Source organism: Sneathiella chungangensis (assembly GCF_009882935.1).
Lineage (GTDB): Bacteria > Pseudomonadota > Alphaproteobacteria > Sneathiellales > Sneathiellaceae > Sneathiella > Sneathiella chungangensis.
The window spans coordinates 296,372-312,743 of record NZ_WTVA01000015.1 but is presented as its reverse complement, the minus strand read 5'-3'; the positions used below and the strand labels follow the sequence as shown (position 1 = coordinate 312,743).

Genomic DNA, 16,372 nt, shown 5'->3' with positions numbered 1-16,372 from the left:
TCAGAAGCGGAAGCTTTCCGGAAGAAGTTTTTTGACGGTTGTGACGACATCTCCGCTTTCGCCGGGATAGGTAACCTGCGTCGAGGGGCTGGAAAACTCGATCATAAACTGCCGACAAGCGCCGCAGGGCGAGCAGGCTCCGGAATCGCCGTTTTCATTGTGATTGGTGACGACAATCTCTTTCAGTTTCATGCCGGGACCCTCAACGGCCACCGCATGGACAATGGCATTCCTCTCTGCGCAAATGGAGAGGCCGTAGGAAATATTCTCGACATTACATCCCGTAAAGACATTCCCTGCCTCGGTCAGGATGGCCGCCCCGACCTTGAAACGGGAATAGGGAGAATAGGCATTGGCCATCGCGTCTCGTGCTTTTGCTTTTAGATCGATTTCGGTCATCGTTCTCACTCGTCAATCATTGCTATTTCAGCAGGAAACCGCCGCCAAGCGGGTCGTCGCCTTCATAGGTGAATTCCGCGGAGCCGGAATAATACGCTCGCCCTCCAACTTCGACCGTAACGGCGCTGAATGGCCCAACTTTGGTTTTGCGTAAAAGCCGGCCGGTGAATATCGCGCCCGTCACGCTTTCAAACTCGCAAATCTCGCCGCTATCAACCAGTTTTCTGGCGGCCGCTATCGCCATGCGGGCGGTGACGCCGGAGCCGGTCGGGCTGCGGTCCACCTGTTCGTCGGCGAAGATACAGATATTGGCGCTCGGTTTCCGCGGTGCGCCGCTATCTCCGTCGGTAAGAATTATGCCATAGAGATAGCCCAGATCGGGCGCGTCCGGATGATCAATCGGAATTTGCGATTTTATGGCATCCGAGATATGTGTGGCCGCGGCAACCAGATCCCTTGTACTGGAAGTCCGGACATCAAGTCCCAGAGACGCCGCATCAAGAACGCCATAAAAGGCGCCGCCATAGCCGATATCGAGCTCGACGGGTCCATAGTCGCGGGTTTCGACATATTGCCCAAGCTTGTAGGCAAAAGCGGGCACGCTCTCGAAGCGGACCGCGCCCGTTACCCCCTCCGTCGTCGCGACATGGGCGCGCACAAGGCCGCAGGGGCACTGGATATTCACCGGCGTCTCCCCGTCCTCCTTAACGACCAGCCCGAAGTCGAGCGCATAGCGACCGAGCGCCATGATGGCATGGCCGCACATGGTGCTATAGCCCTCGTTATGCATAAAGATTACAGCAAGATCCGCTTCGGGATCGTCCGGCGGAACCAGGAGCGCGCCATACATATCCTTGTGGCCTCTCGGCTCGAACATCAGGAAACGGCGGTAGTGATCGGCGTGATCCCGAAGATAGGCCCGCTTTTCCAGAAGGGTTCTCCCCTCCGGCATCGGCACGCCGCTGGTGATGATGCGAAGCGGCTCGCCGCCGGTATGCATCTCTACTGTCTGGATAAGGCTGATCATTATGTCTGTCATTTGCGAAAAGAATAAAGGCTTCCGATAAATTCCGATAGTGCTTTCAATTGACTTGACGAAGGCGCGGGATTTTCCGATACCCAAGGATATGAATGAAATGGGCAAGAAAACGGCGGCAGACGCGGAATTGATGGCAGACAAACTTCGCCGGGGCGACAGGCGGGCGCTCGCACGGGCGATTACGCTTGTCGAATCAGTCCGCTCCGATCACCGCGCGACGGCGCAGATCCTGTTGAACCGTTTGCTCCCCGATACCGGCAAGTCCGTGCGGATTGGCATTTCGGGAACGCCGGGTGTCGGGAAGTCGACCTTTATTGAAGCATTCGGGAAGCTTCTTACCGGGGCAGGGCACAAGGTCGCGGTGCTGACTATTGATCCCTCGTCCCAGCGTAGCGGGGGCTCCATACTTGGGGACAAGACCCGCATGGAAGAGCTGGTGCGGGATCCCAACGCCTTTATCCGGCCGTCTCCGTCCGGCGGATCGCTCGGCGGCGTTGCGCGTCGTACGCGCGAAGCAATGCTGCTGACGGAAGCGGCGGGGTTCGACGTCATTCTGGTTGAGACCGTTGGCGTCGGCCAGTCGGAGACCACTGTTGCGGAAATGGTGGACGTCTTTCTCCTTCTTTTGGCACCCGGCGGCGGCGACGAGTTGCAAGGCATCAAGCGCGGCGTGATGGAACTTGCGGATATTATCGTCATCAACAAGGCGGACGGCGATTTGAAGGCGGCGGCATCCCGCGCGGCCGCGGAATATAAAGGCGCCGTTGGCCTTATGCGGGCGAAAAGCAAAAACTGGCGGCCGAAAGTGCTGATGGTCTCTGCCATGAACAAGACCGGAATAGACAGGCTCTGGGATACAATTGAAGAATACCGGGCCGCCCGCGGCGTTGACGGAGAGCTCGCTGAGCAGCGGAAGGAACAGGCCGTTTCCTGGATGTGGTCGGAACTTGGCGATTCTCTTATGTCACGGTTCAAGGCGCATGAGGGGGTCGCTGCGCATCTCGGCAAGATGGAGGCCGACGTGAAATCCGCACGCATTGACCCGACGACGGCGGCGGAAAAGTTGCTGGCAATCTTTTTGGGAAAATAACGCGATAGCCGCCTAAATTGCTTGACGGATGCGCCGCCATTCCTTAAATAGCGTGCTCACGTCCGGCGTACTGCGCCGGGCTCCCTATTTTTTGGTTAAAGAGGTCCAGGATGGCGCGTCGTTGCGAATTGACAGGTAAAGGTGTTCAGGCCGGCAATAATGTCAGCCACGCCAACAACAAAACCCGTCGCCGGTTTTTGCCGAATGTGCAGGAAGTCCGTCTGATGTCCGAGACGCTTGGCCGTTCCTTCAATATGAAAGTGTCGGCGGCGGCGCTGCGCTCCGTTGAGCATAATGGCGGTCTTGACAAGTTCCTTCTGAAAGCTCGGGATACGAACCTGTCGTTGCAGGCCCAGCGCGTCAAGCGCGAGATTAAAAAGGCGACTGCCACCGCATAATCCGGACAGTCGGACCGATGGTTATTGAAACGGGCGAGAAGAAATTCTCGCCCGTTTTTTCATATCGGATTTGCTTCACGGATCGAGCGTGCTATTTGATGAAGCATCAGGGCGCAGTTTAGACATTTGGGGAGACATTCGATGTATGCACGACGTGACATTGTAAAAGGCGTGGCAACCCTTCCTCTGGCGGCGATCCTCGCCGACCCGTTGCTGGCGCGCGCGGCCGCCGAAATGACGGAAGATGTAAGTATCACATTAAGTAGCGGGCAGTCGGTTACCGCCTCGGTCATTTATCCGGAGGTAACGCCGGCGCCGACCGTTGTTCTGGTGCACGAGTGGTGGGGGTTGAATGACCAGATCAAGGCTGTTGCCGCTGAACTTGCCCGCGAAGGGTATGTCGCGCTTGCCGTTGATCTTTACGAAGGGAAAGTCGGAACGACACCGGATGAAGCCAAGCAGTATATGCAGGGCGTTAAGCCCGATCTTGCAACGGAAACACTGACAAGCTGGATTGACTGGGCCCGCAAGAACGAAAAGACCAATGACAGTCTCGGGACCGTGGGCTGGTGTTTTGGCGGTGGCTGGGCGCTCAACGCCTCGATCGCCGCGCCAACAGAAGCGACGATCGTATATTACGGAAGCGTCGCGCGGTCTGCCGATCAGTTGAAAGCTCTGAAAGGTCCGGTCATGGGGCATTTTGCGGAACGGGATCAGTGGATCAACAAACTGATGGTCGATGAATTTGTCGAGCAGATGAAAATCGCCGGCCAGCCCGCTCCAGAAGTATTCTGGTACAGCGCGGATCATGCATTCGCCAACCCTTCCGGCGCCCGCTATGACCAGGAGGATGCGCAACTCGCCTGGTCGCGCAGCCTCGAATTTTTCGAAAAGAACCTGGCGGGATAAGCAAGACTACCAGCGGTCGGTCTTGCCGCGCCGGACCGGCTTCTTTTCATCGAACAGATCGGCGAGCTGTTCCATCATCACGCCCCCGAGTTGCTCGGCGTCGATGATGGTAACAGCCTGCTGATAGTAGCGCGTGACATCATGGCCGATGCCGATAGCGATCAGTTCGACCGCGGAGCGTGTCTCGATCCAGCGAATGACATCGCGCAGATGTTTGTCGAGGTAATTCCCGGGGTTGACGGAAAGGGTGCTGTCGTCCACCGGCGCACCGTCGGAAATCACCATCAGGATTCGCCGCTGCTCTGGCCGCCCCAACAGGCGGCTATGCGCCCAGAGCAAGCCTTCGCCGTCGATATTCTCTTTCAGCAGCCCCTCGCGCAGCATAAGGCCCAGTGACTGGCGCGCACGACGATAGGGATAGTCCGCCGACTTATACACGATATGGCGTAGATCGTTCAGGCGACCGGGATTTGGCTCTTTCCCCTGTTCCAACCATTTCTCACGTGACTGTCCGCCCTTCCACGCACGGGTCGTGAAACCGAGGATCTCGACTTTCACGGAACAGCGCTCCAGTGTTCTTGCAAGGACATCGGCGCACATAGCGGCGACGGAAATTGGCCGTCCGCGCATCGAGCCGGAATTGTCGATCAGGAGGGTCACGACAGTATCGCGGAAATTGGTGTCTTGCTCCACCTTGAACGACAGCGGAAGCTGCGGATCGACGACGACGCGGGAGAGACGGGCGGCGTCGAGAATGCCTTCTTCGAGATCAAATTCCCAGGCGCGGTTCTGTTGCGCGAGCAGTTTGCGCTGCAGCCGGTTGGCAAGCTTGCTGATCAGGCTGTGCAGATTGGTGAGTTGCTGGTCCAGCTGCTGGCGAAGTCGCGCCAGCTCCGCGGGTTCACAAAGATCTCCCGCCTGGATGACCTCATCGAAATCGGTGGTATATGCCTTGTAGGCCGCGGCTTCCGGTGAATTCCGGAAATCCTCCGGATAGACGGGCCGGCGGTCGCGCCCCGCTTCCTCCCCGGTGCTTGTCGCTTCCATATCGGCGCTTTCGCCAGCCTCTGTGTCGGTTCCGTCCTCGCCCGAGCCCTCCTGCGCATCCGCATCTTCAGCGGCGCTGGCTTCCTGCGGCTCGTCGTCGCCCTCGGCCCCGCTGCTTTCGGCATCCGGCTGCTGTTCGCCGTCATCGCTGTCGCCGCCGTCCTCTTCGTCTGAAAACTCGCCCTCGGCGTCGTCGATGAGATCGAGATCCTTGAGCAGCTTGCGGGCGGCGCTGGCGAACTCTTTCTGACTGCCGATGGCTTTCAGCATGTCAGCAAAATCATCGCCGCTTTTTTCCTCGATTTCCGCGCGCCAGAGGTCGACCATATCGCGTGCGCTGTCTGGAATTGGGATGTTCGCGAGCTTCTCCCGCGCAAGCAACCCCAGTACCTCGGATATGGGTGCATCCGCCTTGTCGTAAACGCGGTCAAAACCGCTTTCCTTACAATGAGTGTCGAGCCGGTTGAACAGGTTGTCGGCGACGCCCTTCATGCGGCCTGCGCCTATCGCTTCGACGCGCGCCTGTTCAATTGCATCGAAGACGGCTTTCGCATCACCGCCTTCGGGAGAGTAACGGGCATGCATTCCGTCATCGTGATAGCGTTTGCGAAGCGCGAGACTATCCGCCAGCCCGCGCACAAGCCGAACGTCCGCCGCCGGCAGGTCCCGTGCCGGGTTGGGCAGTCGGGCGCGGTCGCCGGTCATGCCCGGCGCGTCGTTGCCATAGACTACCTCGAGTTCCTTCTCGCGGGACATTGCCCGCATTGTCGCGCTGACGGCACGTTTGAAGGGCTCGGCGGCGGGCTCCTTGTTTTTGATAAAGGCCACGGGATTCTTTACACGACAATATTCGCGGCGGATTCCGGAAGTTCCTCGCCAAAGCTGCGCTGATAATATTCAGCCACCAATGGCCGTTCCATCTCGTCGCATTTGTTGAGGAAAGTGACGCGGAACGCAAAACCGATATCGCCAAAAATCTGTGCGTTCTCCGCCCAGGTGATGACCGTTCGCGGGCTCATCACGGTGGATATATCCCCGGCGATAAAGCCGGCGCGGCTGAGCTCGGCGCAGGCAATCATGGCGCGGACGGTTTTGCGGCCTTCTTCATCATCGTATCCCGGCAGTTTTGCGAGGACGATCTCGTTTTCGACTTCCTCTGGCAGGTAATTCAGGGTCGTCACAATATTCCAGCGGTCCATTTGGCCCTGATTAAGCTGCTGCGTTCCGTGGTAAAGACCGGTCGTGTCGCCAAGGCCCACGGTATTGGTCGTTGCGAACATGCGGAAGGCAGGATGCGGGCGGATGACCCGGTTCTGGTCAAGAAGCGTGAGTTTTCCCTCGACTTCGAGGACGCGCTGGATCACGAACATCACGTCCGGCCGGCCGGCATCATATTCGTCAAAGACAATAGCGGTTGGAGATTGCAGCGCCCAGGGAAGAATGCCTTCACGGAATTCAGTAACCTGCTTGCCATCGCGAAGGACGATGGCGTCCTTGCCAACCAGATCGATGCGGGAAATATGGCTATCGAGATTGACCCGGACGCAAGGCCAGTTGAGACGCGCGGCGACTTGCTCGATATGTGTCGATTTCCCCGTACCGTGATAGCCCTGTACCATAACCCGTCGGTTAAAGGCGAAGCCGGCCAGAATGGCCAGTGTCGTATCATGATCGAAGACATAGGCGGGATCCAGATCCGGTACCCGCTCCGTGGTCACACTGAAAGCAGGTACCATCAGGTCGCTGTCAATCTTGAATACTTCCCGAACGGCAACTTTCGTGTCGGGTAAATCAATTTTCAATTCCGGGGCTTCTCCGGCGAGCTCTAAAGACGTCATAAATAGCAATTCCGTGTCACAATTTGTGGTTATTCTTTTACGGGCAAGCTTACGAGTTACCGCAAGTTCGCAAATGTGTATAGGCCTGATTAATATTTTTTAGAATTTCTTCGGCCTTTTTGTCGCCACCACGGATATCAGGGTGGTATTTTTTTGCAAGCTCCTTGTGGCGGCGCTTGATTTCCTCGAGTGTACTGCCCGGCTGCAAATTTAAAATAGCGAGCGCTTCACGTTCCTTCGGGTCGATCGCTACCTTGCCGTTTGATCCGTTCCCATTCGCCGCATGGTCGTCACCACCCATTTCCTCGCGAAAATTGAACGGATCCTGATATCGGGTATCCTTCCGGGGGCTCGCCGTTCGCGATCCGAGTTTCCAGGTCGGACGATGGCCCGTAATATCTTCATCCTTGTAACGGAGGACCTCTTCATCCGTCATGCCGTCAAAGAAATTCCAGGATTTGTTGAATTCCCGTATATGGGCAAGACAAAACCATTGATAATCGTCCGGGCTACCCCGGTCGAGAAGCCGCGATTTCGGTGCACGGTATTCGCCCCCTTCGAAACAATCCGGGTGCTCGCATTGCCGGGCATTCGTTGCTGCGTCGCCAAGCGGTATTTCTCTTTTCTTCGACATGAAAATATTATGGGCGCCGCACTTCGTCTTAGCAAGACTGCTCAAAAGCAAACCGTTCTTTTAGGGCGTTTGAGGCGTTAAAAGGGCAACAGGCGTAAATATGGCAAAAAATTCTTGTCCGGCCCTGCCAGTCGTTTCGTCAAAATGGCAACGAACCATTGCAAATCGTCTCACAATAAACAAGATAGGGTCGGGAACTGCAAAATTAAAGGGAACGTTTTTACATGTCCGTTGCGAAGACCATAGAACAAAAACTTCGGAATGCATTTTCGCCGACAGAACTTAAGGTGATCGACGAATCACATTTGCATGCTGGACATGCCGGCGCCAGGCCGGAGGGCGAAAGCCACTTCCGGGTGGAGATCGCTTCTGGTGATTTCAAGGGCATGAGCCGGGTGGCCCAACAGCGCGCCATATATGCGGTCCTGGCGGAAGAACTCAAGACGGATATCCACGCGCTGGCGTTGACGGTCCGCTCCTGAAATCTCCCCTCAAAAAACTTTAGCGAAACTGTTGAACAGTCTTGTCACGCCCCTATATGCTCTTTTTGAGTGTTTAGTAAAAAAAACGGCAACCTATAAGCGCATATACAGGAGATCATCGTGACACAGTTAAGCCAGACCCTTGTAAATCGAAATATCTCGGTAATCGATCCGGTTTCGGGACAGACCCATCGTACCAGCATCCGGCTGGAGGAAATCGAATGGGCCGCGCTACGCGACATCTGCGCACGCGAAAATATGTCGATCAATGAATTTTGCTGCAAGGCGGACCGTGACGAAAGGCGCCGTGAACATTCGCGAACATCGCGGATTCGTTCCGCCATTCTCGATCACTACCTGAACCAAAACCGAAAACTCGATTCCTAAAACGGTCAAAGCAGGAAGAGTAATAACGCGGGGAGGGTGACAAAGGAAAGCAATGTAGATATCAGCACCATCCCTGCAACGTGACTATGGGCCCGTTCATAGCGAAGCGAAAAGAGATAGTTGAACACGGCGACGGGCATCGTGCATTCCAAAATCAGGACGCCCCGTTCGACCCCCTCCAGTCCGAATAAGGTGGCAAGCCCATACCCGACAGCAAATCCCATTACCAGGCGGAGAATCGATAGTCCGGTTGCCAGGCGGATATGGCTGACGGACAGGCTGGCGAGGCTGACGCCGAGAGCGAACAGCATCAGCGGGATCGTAAGGCTGCCGACAAGTGTCGTGGAGTTGATAACCCAAAGCGGGAAAGATAGGCCCAATGCTTTCGAGCCCAGTCCGATGAGAACGGCGTAGATCAGCGGCGTCCGAAATAGCTGGGCAAGCGAACTGGCACCCGAGGAGAGCCAAATCCCGAACGTGAACTGCAGTGTTGAAAAAACCGTGAAAACAGCAATGGCCAGCGCAAGCCCTGCCTCGCCAAATGCGAACAGGCAAAGCGGCAGCCCCATATTGCCGGTATTGGGAAACATTAGCCCCGGCAGATAATCCCGCACATTGAGACGGAATAGCAAAAGTACGACAAGCCCAATGAGGCAGAATGCAAGCGCGGATAATGCGGCGAACATTGCAAATTCAAGAAAGTCACCGAGTTCCATGTTGAGTTTCATAAGGGTAGAAAAAATCAGCATGGGTGAGCCGACATTGGTTACCAGCAATGTGATGGTTTCCGTGTGAAACGCACGGCCGGTCTTGGCCCAAAAAAAACCGATGCCCGCGGTCACCACAACCGGCGCAATGATATTCAGCAGAATTTCATACATACGATCTGTTCCCCCGACAAATCTCTGCAGAATCTCTAGAGATCAAGCGGAGTTATCCGTAGTTCGGTGATCTGGTTATGTTCTTTCTTGAGAATTTCGAACTTATATCCGTGAAAAATGAACGCCTGGCCGATATCCGGAATGATCTGGGCTTCATGTATGACCAGCCCCGCGATCGTCGCCGCTTCTTCGTCGGGAAGTGCCCAGTTCAATTGGCGGTTCAAATCGCGGATCGTAACGTCGCCTTTGGAGATGATGCTGCCATCCTTCATCAGCCGAATGTCACTCACGGCGAGATCATGTTCGTCGGCGATATCGCCAACAATCTCTTCCAGAATATCCTCGAGCGTTACCAGACCCATCAACGCCCCATACTCGTCGACAACCAACGCGAAATGACTCTTTCTCTCCAAAAAGGCGTTCAGCTGACTGCGAAGGGTCGTCGTTTCAGGGACGAACCACGGTTCTAAAGCGATGGCCTCAATATCAAGTCTTTCGTAATCGCCGTCGAGCGGAATAAGGGCGCGCAGAAGATCCTTCGCATGAATAATGCCGATAATATTTTCCGGATTTTCCTTCCATAGGGGAAGTCTTGTGTATGGGCTGCCAAGAACCTGATCGATTATTTCCCGCACAGGCCGTTCCGCATCCACCATTTCGACATTTTTGCGGTGGACCATGATTTCCTCAAGATCAACCTCATCCATATCGAGGATCGTGTCCAGCATGTAGCGTTCGTGCATAATGACGCCCGCATCTTCCGAATGCAGTTCGATAGCGCCGCGGAGTTCGTCCTGGGCGGCATCCGTAAGCGTGTCGGAATCCCCGTCTTGGCCTTTCAGGCCGAGCAAGCTCAACGTCACATCGACGATGTAATTGACGCTCATGACAATCGGCGAGAGGAGGAATATTGCGGGCTGCAGAACTGGGGCGACAAACAGGGCGACGGGAATTGTCCGGCGCAGGGCTACAGTTTTCGGCAAAACTTCCGCGAACACCAGCACGAGTACCGTCATTACAAGGGTTGCGTAGGCAACACCGATATCCCCGAATAGGGAGATAAAGATACTGGTCGCAAGGGACGAGGCGAGAATGTTGACCAGGTTATTGCCGAGCAGAATGGCGCTGATCAGCTTCGTATGTTTGTCGCGGAGACGATTGACCAGTCCCGCGCGTTTGTTTCCCGCCTGCTCCATCTGGTGGAGGCGCGCGCGCGATGCTCCGGTAAGCGCGGTTTCCGAACCCGAGAAAAAGGCGGATAGCAGCAAGAGCAGAAAAATCGCAAGCGGTAGTAAGATCAGTTCAACATTCATGACACCGGTTTCCATCTCCCCCATCTATCCCGGTAATTCTTGCGCAAGTAAAGCCAGAATATCCTGTTCGGATATGTCTTTTGTGCCGAAGGCCTCGCCAATATCCTTCAGCAGGATCAGCGTGATCTTGCCGCCGCTGATTTTCTTGTCCTGGCGCATATGCCCCAGGATCTTTTCCGGGGACCAGACGACGCCTGGAATGTCGGGAACTTGAAGGGGGAGGCCGACAGCTTCGAAATGCGCCCGGATACGACCGCAATCCTGACGATTGAGGCTCCCCGCCCGCACCGAAAGTTCCGCCGCCATAATCATGCCGATTGCAACGGCCTCGCCATGATTTAGGTGCTGTCCGTAGCCGGTTTCCGCCTCCAGTGCATGGCCGAAGGTATGGCCGAGATTTAGAAGCGCCCTTACGCCGCCCTCTCTTTCATCCTGCGCCACGATACGGGCCTTGGTTTTTACGCTTTGCTCAACCGCATGAATGCGGGCGGCCGTATCGCCGTCGACGACCTTCTTGCCGTTGATTTCCAGCCACTCGAAAAAGTCACGATCGCCGAGAAGGCCGTATTTGACCACTTCCGCATAGCCGGCAAGGATTTCCCTCTGCGGCAGACTGTCGAGCAGGGAAATATCCGCAAGAACAAGACGCGGCTGGTAAAAGGCCCCGATCAGGTTCTTTCCTTGCGGGGCATTAAGGCCCGTCTTGCCGCCAACGGAACTGTCAACCTGTGACAGCAGCGTTGTCGGAATCTGGATGAAATCGACGCCGCGCCGCAGCGTTGCCGCCGCAAATCCCGTAAGGTCCCCGATCACTCCGCCACCGAGCGCGATCAACGCTTCGTCCCTCTGGATGCGGGCGTCCAAAAGACGGTTCATCAGATCACTATATATGGCAATGCTTTTGCTTCCCTCGCCGGGTGGAAAAATGATTGCCGTATGGTCGATACCGGCCGTGTCCAGAGCCTCCTGCAATTTTTCCAGATGACGGGCGGCGACCGTTTCATCGGTGACGATGGCGACGCGGGAGTTCTTGAGTATTGGCTTGAGGATCGTGCCGGACGAGGCAATCAATTTAGTGCCGATCAGAATATCATAGGACCGCGCATCAAGAGATACCGGTACCCGAGATTCAAGTGTGTCAGGGGCCAGGGAAGTGTCGGTCATGGTTTGCCTGCAGTGCCATTGGTAGCCGCTGGTTTCTTGAACGCGTCCAGCGCCGCGATAATTTTATCCACGACGATCTCATGCGGCCCGTCGCCGCTGTCGATAGTAATATCTGCTTCCGCGTAAACCGGATAGCGTTCCTCCATCAGCTTTTTGAGGGTCGCTTTCGGATTACCGGTTTTCAGGAGAGGACGATTGTTGCGTTTCATGCAGCGCTTATAGATGACATCAAGTTCTGCGCGCAACCAGATTGAACAGCCCTTTCTGGAAATTAAGGCGCGTGTTTTCTTGTTCATGAAGGCACCACCACCGGTTGCCAGGACATGCCGCGGTTCATTCAGCAGGCGGGCGATGACCTTCCGCTCTCCCTCGCGGAATGCAGCTTCGCCGTGAATTTCGAAAAATTCCGCCACCGTCAAATTCGACGCCGCCTCTATCTCTGCATCCGCATCGCGGAAAGGAAGGCCGAGCTGGCTCGCAAGACGGCGACCAATCGAACTTTTTCCTGCGCCCATCAAACCGACCAAAACGATCGGCCGGCTTTCGAAATCAACAACCGCAGCGGCCGCGCCGGCTTCGGCACTCTCTGTCTTTTTCATCCTGTCACTTTTCGACGTTCGCGCGAATACCCTCGAAATAGATGAGGGGCACAATATCTTTCCCTAAGGTTATTGATGTAATTCGCCGAACCGTGCTAATCAATAAAGCCTAATTTTTAACATAATCGCAGCTTAGCGCTTTAAATAGCAACAGTTTTACCCAACGGGCACCATTTTTTGGTGGCCAGACTTCGGATACCGTGATCGAAAATGTCTAAGTTTTCCCTTTTTCTGCTTTTTTTGGTTGCTGCCCTGGTTATTGGTGGCGGCGTGTTCCTCTCGGCCTGGGACATCCCGGCGCCGACGGTCGAGGTTGAAAAGGTTATTCCGAATGACCAGTTCCCGAAGTAGGACGGCACGCCTGCTTGCAGCGTCGTTGATGGCAAGCGTCGCGATCACCGTTTATAGCGCTGAGGCCCAGGAAAAACCGAGGAGCCTTGTGCCCCCTCTCGGCCAGACGCCGTCGCAACAAACGGACAGCACATCTCCCGCTTCATCGACGCAGACGCCGCCGGAGCAAACGAAAGTCATCGAAGGCAGCCGGATCAAGGGCGCTGTGGTTGTGCAGTCGCTTGGCGGCCTTGACCCGGCGTCCATCGGTACCTTGACGGCGTCGACCGGCGGTTTCGGTCCGAATATGTGGCAGGGGACGAAGCCCGAGCGTGTTGTAACGCTGCTGAAATTTTTACCGATCCCGTCCGCATCGCCCGAAATGCAGCGACTTTTCCGGCGGCTTTTGTTGACGGCGGCCGTAATTCCGCAAGGGCTTAAACAACCTCTGGAACTGATCAAACTGCGGCTCGATAAACTGCTGGAGGCTGGACTGGTTCCCGACGCTGCGGAATTGATCGCCAGGATTCCGGCATCGAGTATGAGCCCGGATATTAACCGCGTCGCTGTTGAGCTCAACATGCTGCAAGGAAAGAATGAAGAAGCCTGCAGGCTGGCCGATGGCAGTCAGGCTGTCGCGGAGGACAATTTCTGGACGAAAACAGATGTCTTCTGCAATCTCATTTCAGGCAACATGGCGCGGGCCGAGATCGGCATCAATCTACTCGACGAAACGGCCGGTGAAGACCCGCTGTTTTTTGCGCTTTTCGACCGTCTGGCGGGAGGGTCGTCGACGCTTCCCGAAAATGATCAGGCTCTGACCCCTCTCCATTTTGCCATGATGAGCCGTGCGGGCGCGCATCTTCCCTATCCGGATATCGAAAAGGCCGGTTACGCCTTTCTGTGGGCACTGGCGACCGATGAAAAGGCCAATATCAACGAACGGTTTACGGCCGCCTATGAATCGCTTGGCGTGGGAAGCATCCCGCCGGTTCTTCCCAGGCGCCTGATCAGTGCAGGCGCCTTCACCGATGGTGCGGAAGAGGTGGCGGACTTGGGACGGATCGCGTCGCTTTACCGTGATGCCATCGCCGCCACCGATGATCTTGAAAAGGCACGCATCCTTGGCGAACTATGGACCGCGGGTGAAAGCGACGGATCCTACCTGGCGGCGTCGAGCCTGACGATGCCTTTGCTGCTTCAAATGACGCCGGCAGATTACGGCGGCGCCTTTGAGTTGGACGCTCTGCGGCTTTCGCTCGTCGCCGGGGAAGAGCAAAGTGCGATAGCTTGGGAACGCGGCGTGCGGCGGGGCGCTCTTAAAGGAGATTTCGCGGCACGGGAAGCCGCGCGCAAACGGATCGCGCGCGCCAGCGCCTATATGCTGATTTCCGGAACGTCCGGCATCGCAAGATGGAATGCGGCAACGTTCGATGTCGCCGATCTGGATCACGGGGACGATGTCGCCCAGACCGAAAATGTCGGCCTGTACCTGAATGTGATGGAAATTTTTGGCGAACCAGTCCCTGAAGACCTGTGGTCATCGGCCCTTGATCTCGGGCAGGTTCCGAGGCTCAGCCTTTCCAATCAGGTCATTCAAAGAAATCTCGCCAGTGCCGCTGCTGCAGGCCGGGTCGGCGAAACTGTTGCGCTGGCGCTTTCAGCGCTGGGCGAAGAAGGCCCCGGTATGGTGTCGACAGAGACGCTCGGCTCCGTCCTGACCGCGCTCAAAACTGTCGGGCTTGAAGCAGAGGCGCGCCAACTCGCACTGGAGGCCGCTGTTTCGCGGAATCTTTGATATGTCCGCCCGTTATCTGGAAGGCTTTCTGGAAATGTTGTTGACGGAACGGGGGGCGGCGACAAATACCCTCGCGGGTTATCGCCGGGATCTGACGGATTTTGCGGATTTCATCGCGCGTCGCGGGGTATCGCTCAAAACGGCCTCTGCCGCCGATATCCAGGCATTTCTCAAGTTTTCCGATGACATCGGGCTTAAAAGTTCAACGCAGGCGCGGCGCTTGAGCGCCATTCGACAGCTGTTCTCCTATCTACTTGGGGAGGATATCCGCCGCGACGACCCCGCGCTAAACATCGACAGCCCACGGGCCGGAAGACGCCTGCCGAAATATCTATCGGAGGAAGAAGTTGATCGTCTGTTGGCGGCGGCCGACGGTGAAACTCCGGAGAAAAAACGCCTGTTTTCCCTGTTGCATCTGTTATATGCCGCCGGACTTCGGGTCTCGGAACTGGTATCGCTTCCCTTTCCGGCACTCCGGGATCAGGATCGGTTTCTCATCGTGCGCGGGAAGGGCAACAAGGAACGGCTTGTGCCGGTCAATCAGGCCTGCAAACAGGCGTTGGCTGCCTATCTGGAAGTCCGGGAGAATTTCTGCCCAGACGGCCGTCATTCGAAATGGCTCTTCCCGTCGCGTGGCGGGCAGGGCTTTCTTACGCGCCAGCGGCTTGGGCAATTGCTGAAAGACCTCGCGATTGAAGCAAATATTGATCCGGCGAAGGTCTCTCCGCATGTGCTGCGCCATGCATTTGCCAGCCATCTCCTTGCCAACGGCGCGGATCTCAGGAGCTTGCAGAAAATGCTCGGTCATGCGGATATCTCGACCACGCAGATCTACACCCATGTGCTGCAAAAAAGGCTGATGGATATTGTATCGACGCATCATCCACTGGCCTGACGGGAATTTATTGAATGGGAAAACTTGACTCTCCCGTGAGCCTAACGCAATTTCCACACAACCAATTCAAAACAGACCGAAGAAAGAGTGATCCTCATGAGCTTTACCGTTCCGGAACCCTGCGTTTCGCGCCTCAATCGTTGTGAACTTGCCGTTCCCGGCTCCAGCCCGCATATGTTCGAAAAGGCCGCCAAATCCGACGCGGACGCAATTTTCCTTGATCTCGAGGATGCTGTGGCACCGAACGACAAGGCTCAGGCCCGTAAAAACATCATCGAGGCGCTGCATGATGTGGATTGGGGCGACAAGGTTATGTCTGTCCGGATTAACGGGCTCGATACGCATTATATGTACCGCGACGTCGTTGACGTCGTTGAAAAGGGCGGGGAGCGCCTTGACCTGATTATGATCCCGAAGGTCGGGACTGCGTCTGACGTGTATGCCGTAGATATGCTGGTGACGCAGATTGAGGCGGCGACAGGCCGTAAAAAGAAAATCGGGTTCGAGCATATTATTGAAACAGCGCTCGGCATGCAGAATATCCATGAGATCGCGGCCGCCAGCAAGCGGAACGAGAGCCTGCATTTCGGCGTTGCGGACTATGCGGCATCGACCAAGGCACGGACAACCTCCATCGGCGGGCCCAATCCGCTGTATGGCGTACTTACCGATCCCGCCGAAGACGGCTCCCGTGATTTTCATTGGGGCGATATGTGGCATTACGCCATTGCCCGCATGGTTGTTGCTGCGCGCGCGAATGGTTTGCGTCCGATCGACGGTCCGTTTGGCGATTTCTCCGATCCTGATGGCTATATCGCCCACGGCAACCGCGCGGCCATCCTCGGCTGCGAAGGGAAATGGGCAATCCACCCGAAGCAGATCCCGCTCGCCAATGATATTTTCACGCCGGCCGAAGCGGAAGTGGCGAAAGCCCGCCGAATTCTGGAAGCCATGGAAAAGGCGCAGGCGGAAGGTGCGGGCGCCGTGGCGCTCGATGGCCGCCTGATCGATATTGCCTCCATCAAGCAGGCTGAAGCGCTGGTGAATCAGGCAGATATCATCGCCGCACGCGGTTAATTTATCGCGTCATCAAACCATCACAATTTTAAAACCCGGCGGAACGGTTGATTGACGTAACCGTTCCGCCAATTTATTAATCAGATCGTCGA

At 56.1% G+C, this 16,372-nt stretch carries 18 protein-coding genes; 9 read left to right on the top strand and 9 right to left on the bottom strand.

Annotated features, from left to right (window positions below; all coding sequences use genetic code 11):
- Complete coding sequence (cdd, locus tag GQF03_RS14535; protein ID WP_161340009.1) at positions 1-399, bottom strand: cytidine deaminase; 399 nt, start codon at positions 397-399, stop codon at positions 1-3.
- 22 nt (positions 400-421) lie between these two features.
- The gene (locus GQF03_RS14530; protein ID WP_206375953.1) at positions 422-1,426 is read right to left on the bottom strand and encodes a proline racemase family protein; all 1,005 of its coding nucleotides are present in this window, start codon (positions 1,424-1,426) and stop codon (positions 422-424) included.
- A 100-nt stretch (positions 1,427-1,526) separates the two neighbouring features.
- On the opposite strand from GQF03_RS14530, the gene meaB reads away from it, so the two are divergent.
- The 3 genes from meaB to GQF03_RS14515 all read left to right on the top strand — a co-directional run bounded on the left by meaB (position 1,527) and on the right by GQF03_RS14515 (position 3,835).
- Entirely contained in the window at positions 1,527-2,528 is a 1,002-nt protein-coding gene (gene meaB / locus GQF03_RS14525) for a methylmalonyl Co-A mutase-associated GTPase MeaB (protein ID WP_161340825.1), read from the top strand.
- Between the two features lie 110 nt (positions 2,529-2,638).
- Positions 2,639-2,926 carry a 50S ribosomal protein L28 gene (rpmB, locus tag GQF03_RS14520; protein WP_161340008.1) on the top strand — a complete coding sequence of 96 codons (288 nt, stop codon included), beginning with the start codon at positions 2,639-2,641 and terminating at the stop codon, positions 2,924-2,926.
- A 141-nt stretch (positions 2,927-3,067) separates the two neighbouring features.
- The gene (locus GQF03_RS14515) at positions 3,068-3,835 is read left to right on the top strand and encodes a dienelactone hydrolase family protein (protein ID WP_161340007.1); all 768 of its coding nucleotides are present in this window, start codon (positions 3,068-3,070) and stop codon (positions 3,833-3,835) included.
- 6 nt (positions 3,836-3,841) lie between these two features.
- On the opposite strand, the gene cobT is transcribed toward GQF03_RS14515, so the two are convergent.
- From cobT to GQF03_RS14500, 3 genes are read right to left on the bottom strand one after another with little or no spacing between them, the layout of a single operon-like run.
- Positions 3,842-5,710, bottom strand: a complete 1,869-nt coding sequence (gene cobT / locus GQF03_RS14510; protein WP_206375961.1) for a cobaltochelatase subunit CobT — start codon at positions 5,708-5,710, stop codon at positions 3,842-3,844.
- An 8-nt stretch (positions 5,711-5,718) separates the two neighbouring features.
- On the bottom strand, positions 5,719-6,720 hold the full coding sequence (gene cobS, locus GQF03_RS14505) for a cobaltochelatase subunit CobS (protein ID WP_161340006.1): 1,002 nt from the start codon (positions 6,718-6,720) through the stop codon (positions 5,719-5,721).
- 49 nt (positions 6,721-6,769) lie between these two features.
- Positions 6,770-7,354, bottom strand: a complete 585-nt coding sequence (locus tag GQF03_RS14500) for a J domain-containing protein (RefSeq protein WP_161340005.1) — start codon at positions 7,352-7,354, stop codon at positions 6,770-6,772.
- A 224-nt stretch (positions 7,355-7,578) separates the two neighbouring features.
- Between GQF03_RS14500 and GQF03_RS14495 the strand changes: the two genes are divergently transcribed.
- Together GQF03_RS14495 and GQF03_RS14490 are read left to right on the top strand one after the other, a co-directional pair.
- Positions 7,579-7,836 (top strand): BolA family protein, encoded by a 258-nt coding sequence (locus GQF03_RS14495; protein WP_161340004.1) that lies wholly within the window; start codon positions 7,579-7,581, stop codon positions 7,834-7,836.
- A 120-nt stretch (positions 7,837-7,956) separates the two neighbouring features.
- A complete protein-coding gene (locus GQF03_RS14490; protein WP_161340003.1) occupies positions 7,957-8,223 on the top strand; it encodes a ribbon-helix-helix domain-containing protein in 267 nt (88 codons plus the stop codon).
- Positions 8,224-8,228: 5 nt separating this feature from the next.
- Here GQF03_RS14490 and GQF03_RS14485 read toward each other — a convergent pair whose 3' ends face one another.
- The 4 genes from GQF03_RS14485 to GQF03_RS14470 are packed head-to-tail and all read right to left on the bottom strand — an operon-like array spanning position 8,229 to position 12,180.
- The gene (locus GQF03_RS14485; RefSeq protein ID WP_161340002.1) at positions 8,229-9,104 is read right to left on the bottom strand and encodes an AEC family transporter; all 876 of its coding nucleotides are present in this window, start codon (positions 9,102-9,104) and stop codon (positions 8,229-8,231) included.
- Positions 9,105-9,139: 35 nt separating this feature from the next.
- A complete protein-coding gene (locus GQF03_RS14480; protein ID WP_206375962.1) occupies positions 9,140-10,432 on the bottom strand; it encodes an HlyC/CorC family transporter in 1,293 nt (430 codons plus the stop codon).
- Positions 10,433-10,441: 9 nt separating this feature from the next.
- Positions 10,442-11,581 carry a 3-dehydroquinate synthase gene (gene aroB, locus GQF03_RS14475; protein WP_161340001.1) on the bottom strand — a complete coding sequence of 380 codons (1,140 nt, stop codon included), beginning with the start codon at positions 11,579-11,581 and terminating at the stop codon, positions 10,442-10,444.
- Positions 11,578-12,180 carry a shikimate kinase gene (locus GQF03_RS14470; protein WP_161340000.1) on the bottom strand — a complete coding sequence of 201 codons (603 nt, stop codon included), beginning with the start codon at positions 12,178-12,180 and terminating at the stop codon, positions 11,578-11,580. Before GQF03_RS14470 ends, aroB begins: the two co-directional genes overlap by 4 nt.
- Positions 12,181-12,390: 210 nt before the next feature.
- Here GQF03_RS14470 and GQF03_RS18675 point away from each other — a divergent pair, with 210 nt between their 5' ends.
- The 4 genes from GQF03_RS18675 to GQF03_RS14455 all read left to right on the top strand — a co-directional run bounded on the left by GQF03_RS18675 (position 12,391) and on the right by GQF03_RS14455 (position 16,280).
- Positions 12,391-12,531, top strand: a complete 141-nt coding sequence (locus GQF03_RS18675) for a hypothetical protein (protein WP_162858492.1) — start codon at positions 12,391-12,393, stop codon at positions 12,529-12,531.
- Positions 12,512-14,308, top strand: a complete 1,797-nt coding sequence (locus GQF03_RS14465) for a hypothetical protein (RefSeq protein WP_161339999.1) — start codon at positions 12,512-12,514, stop codon at positions 14,306-14,308. The genes GQF03_RS18675 and GQF03_RS14465 overlap by 20 nt, the downstream gene beginning before the upstream one ends.
- On the top strand, positions 14,301-15,203 hold the full coding sequence (gene xerD / locus GQF03_RS14460; RefSeq protein ID WP_161340822.1) for a site-specific tyrosine recombinase XerD: 903 nt from the start codon (positions 14,301-14,303) through the stop codon (positions 15,201-15,203). The genes GQF03_RS14465 and xerD overlap by 8 nt, the downstream gene beginning before the upstream one ends.
- A gap of 96 nt (positions 15,204-15,299) precedes the next feature.
- A complete protein-coding gene (locus GQF03_RS14455; protein WP_161339998.1) occupies positions 15,300-16,280 on the top strand; it encodes an HpcH/HpaI aldolase/citrate lyase family protein in 981 nt (326 codons plus the stop codon).
- The last annotated feature ends 92 nt before the right edge of the window (positions 16,281-16,372 follow it).

What these genes read in the sequence shown, in the direction of transcription:
- GQF03_RS18675 (WP_162858492.1), top strand. Translation starts at nt 12,391, where the DNA reads ATGTCTAAGTTTTCCCTTTTTCTGCTTTTTTTGGTTGCTGCCCTGGTT.
- GQF03_RS14485 (WP_161340002.1), bottom strand. Translation starts at nt 9,104, where the DNA reads ATGTATGAAATTCTGCTGAATATCATTGCGCCGGTTGTGGTGACCGCG.
- GQF03_RS14530 (WP_206375953.1), bottom strand. Translation starts at nt 1,426, where the DNA reads ATGATCAGCCTTATCCAGACAGTAGAGATGCATACCGGCGGCGAGCCG.
- GQF03_RS14470 (WP_161340000.1), bottom strand. Translation starts at nt 12,180, where the DNA reads ATGAAAAAGACAGAGAGTGCCGAAGCCGGCGCGGCCGCTGCGGTTGTT.
- aroB (WP_161340001.1), bottom strand. Translation starts at nt 11,581, where the DNA reads ATGACCGACACTTCCCTGGCCCCTGACACACTTGAATCTCGGGTACCG.
- GQF03_RS14515 (WP_161340007.1), top strand. Translation starts at nt 3,068, where the DNA reads ATGTATGCACGACGTGACATTGTAAAAGGCGTGGCAACCCTTCCTCTG.
- rpmB (WP_161340008.1), top strand. Translation starts at nt 2,639, where the DNA reads ATGGCGCGTCGTTGCGAATTGACAGGTAAAGGTGTTCAGGCCGGCAAT.
- meaB (WP_161340825.1), top strand. Translation starts at nt 1,527, where the DNA reads ATGAATGAAATGGGCAAGAAAACGGCGGCAGACGCGGAATTGATGGCA.
- GQF03_RS14500 (WP_161340005.1), bottom strand. Translation starts at nt 7,354, where the DNA reads ATGTCGAAGAAAAGAGAAATACCGCTTGGCGACGCAGCAACGAATGCC.
- cobS (WP_161340006.1), bottom strand. Translation starts at nt 6,720, where the DNA reads ATGACGTCTTTAGAGCTCGCCGGAGAAGCCCCGGAATTGAAAATTGAT.
- GQF03_RS14455 (WP_161339998.1), top strand. Translation starts at nt 15,300, where the DNA reads ATGAGCTTTACCGTTCCGGAACCCTGCGTTTCGCGCCTCAATCGTTGT.
- GQF03_RS14495 (WP_161340004.1), top strand. Translation starts at nt 7,579, where the DNA reads ATGTCCGTTGCGAAGACCATAGAACAAAAACTTCGGAATGCATTTTCG.
- cdd (WP_161340009.1), bottom strand. Translation starts at nt 399, where the DNA reads ATGACCGAAATCGATCTAAAAGCAAAAGCACGAGACGCGATGGCCAAT.
- GQF03_RS14465 (WP_161339999.1), top strand. Translation starts at nt 12,512, where the DNA reads ATGACCAGTTCCCGAAGTAGGACGGCACGCCTGCTTGCAGCGTCGTTG.
- GQF03_RS14480 (WP_206375962.1), bottom strand. Translation starts at nt 10,432, where the DNA reads ATGGAAACCGGTGTCATGAATGTTGAACTGATCTTACTACCGCTTGCG.